Here is a 2718-nt window from a genome sequence, read left to right on the forward strand (position 1 = left end):
CCAGTGGATCGTGCTGGGCCCGGACGACGACATCATCCATGGAGGTGGCGGCAACGATGTGGTGGGCAGCGAGGCCGGCGATGACCAGGTCTATGGCGATGCGGGCGACGACATCGTGTTTGGCGGTGCAGGCAACGATTTGCTCTCCGGCGGCACTGGCAGCGACAAGCTCAATGGCGGCACGGGCTTCGATGTGGCGATCCAGGAAGGGGCGCGTACCGACTACACGGTGACCTTGGACGGCGCGGGCGTCAAGCTGACCCATACCGCATCAGGCGTCTCCGACTGGCTGGTGGACGTGGAGCAGGTGCGCTTTGCGACCGGGCCTAGCCTGACGGTGGCGCACAGCGCTGCGGAAGAAGCCGGGGCCTATCTGTTCCAGAAGTGGCTGGGTCGCGATCTGAGCCAGGGCGAAGGCACCATCATCCAGAGCCTGACGGGCAAGACCGCGCTGGAGGTGGCTACGCTGTTCGCGCAGTTCTTCCCCACGCAAACCGCTGGCAAGACGGCTGCGCAACTTCTGGAGGGCATGGCCAGTGCGGGCGCCATCCGCGTGGATGCCATCCGTGAAGTCACGGTGACCGGGGACGCCGGCAACAACGCCATCAGCCCGACCTTGGGCCTGGCGCGGTATGTGGATGGCGGTGCGGGCATCGACACCGTGGTCCTTCCCGCAACCCTCGCGCAGACGCATATCCAGGCCCAGGGCAATGGCAACTTCACGCTGCAGCGCATGACCGATGGGGCCATGCTGGATGTGACGCGGGTGGAGCGTGTCAGCTTCAGCGATACCAGGCTGGCGCTGGACCTCAACGGCAACGCCGGCCAGGCAGCCAAGCTGCTGGGGGCCCTGGCCGGGCCCGGCATGCTGGCCAACAAGGGCGTGGTGGGCGAGGTGATCCGCCTGCTCGATGCAGGCGCCACCAGCCAGAGCATTGCGGGCCTGGGGCTGCAGTTGCTGGGGGCGAGCACGCCCACGCAGGTCGCGCAGACCCTGTGGACCAATGTGGTGGGCCGTGCGGGCACGGACAGCGAGCTCAAGATCCTCACCGACATCCTGGCCGGCGGGGTCTCTGCGGCCGAGCTGGTGGTGCTGGCGGCCAACCTGGAGGCCAATGCGGTGCGCATCGACCTGGTGGGGCTCACGGCCAAGGGCTTGGAGTTTGCCTGACGGCGGGTGGCTGGAGCTCACTCGGCCATGGCGCCGCAGAGCAATAAACACTTCGTTTGCCGCTTACTTTCTGGTAAAAATGGACTGTCGCGGCCGATCACGCCCTGGGTTTCTCCAGCCCAGGCCGTAGTGCTGCGTCCCCGAGCCGAACGCCCGCGTGGGTATCCGGCCCCCCATGGAGGTCTGCTGCCGCAGGTATCCGATCTCCTGGCCGCCAGAACGAGGATGCAATCAGCATGGCCTACCCTTTAGACCTGACCCACCCCACAAGCGCTCACAGCCCCGTGCAGGTGGTTTTCATGTTCAACGACCTGCACGATGGGGCTGCGCTGGCGACAGCGGCCCCGCAGGGCGCAGAGGTCGTGGTGCTCGATGGCATGCGTGACGGTCTGGCGCAGATGGCCGGGCACCTGCAGGGGCGCAGTGGCATCGGCGCCTTGCACGTACTCTCCCACGGTAGCCATGGCCGTCTGCACTGGGGTACCACCGTGCTGGATGCCGCCACCGCGCCCGGGCATGCCGACCTGCTGCGTGCCATCGGCAGTGCGCTTGCCGACGATGGCGACGTGCTGCTCTACGGTTGCCACTCCGGCGCGGGCCGGGAAGGGGCCGAATTGCTGCGCACGCTGTCCGACCTGTTCGGGGCCAACGTGGCGGCCTCCACCACGCTCACCGGATCGCCGCAGCTGGGTGGCGACTGGGTACTCGGGCGGCAGCACGGCACCGTGCACACCCCCACGCTGGTGGGCCCCGCCTCCTATGCCGCGGTGCTGGCCGTGCCCGCAGACGAAAACTACGATTCCAATGGCGTCACCAACTTCTCCACGGCCAGCTTCACGCTGGATGGGATCAAGTACACGATCACGGGCACCGGCAGCTACACCAACCGGGTTTCCAACGACAGCAGCCTGTCGGGGCTCGGCAACGACGCAGGCGACTACTTTCTGCGCTTCGACCGGACCAACGTCTCGGGCATTTCCAGCATCAAGGTCGAGGCTGCCGACGGCAGCGCCTTCCGGCTCAATGGCCTGAGTTTCGGTGCAGCGGCAGATGGCAACATCACCGTCACCCCCGACGGGGGGTCGGCCCTGACCTACGCCAGCAGCGGCGCGACCATCCTGCAGCAGAACATCAATACCTCGGCCTATGCCCATTTCCAGAACATCACCGGTTTCACCTTCGCGGGAACGAACCTCTCCCTGGCCGTCGATGACCTGGATTTCGAGCCGGCAGTCGTATCGCTCGCGGCGATCACCGGCGCCACCTATAACGCATCGACCGGGATCCTGTCCGTCACCGGCACCAACCTCACCGGCGGCGGCAATGTCGATGTCGGCAAGCTCGCCCTCGCCGGCCAGGGCGGCGCCAGCTACACGCTGACCAGCAGCAACGTCAACGCCAGCAGCGCCACCGCCTTCTCGGTCACCCTCAACGCGGTGGACATGCTCAACGTCCACGGCTTGCTCAACAGCAACGGCGTCGCGGCGGTGGACGCCAACGTCTTCAACCTGGCGGCAGCGGCGGGCTGGCAGTCGGCGGCCGCCGCC

The 2718-nt window shown here is 67.0% G+C and carries 1 protein-coding gene and 1 pseudogene; both read left to right on the top strand.

Features of this window, described 5'->3' with window-relative positions:
• Positions 1-1171, top strand: a pseudogene (locus tag PMI14_RS23040) (hypothetical protein); the annotation flags it as partial.
• Between the two features lie 236 nt (positions 1172-1407).
• A partial coding sequence (locus PMI14_RS23045; protein WP_007857831.1) for a DUF4347 domain-containing protein occupies positions 1408-2718 on the top strand: 1311 nt, incomplete at its 3' end.

The sequence above is a fragment of the Acidovorax sp. CF316 genome (genome assembly GCF_000276605.1).
Lineage (GTDB): Bacteria > Pseudomonadota > Gammaproteobacteria > Burkholderiales > Burkholderiaceae_C > Acidovorax.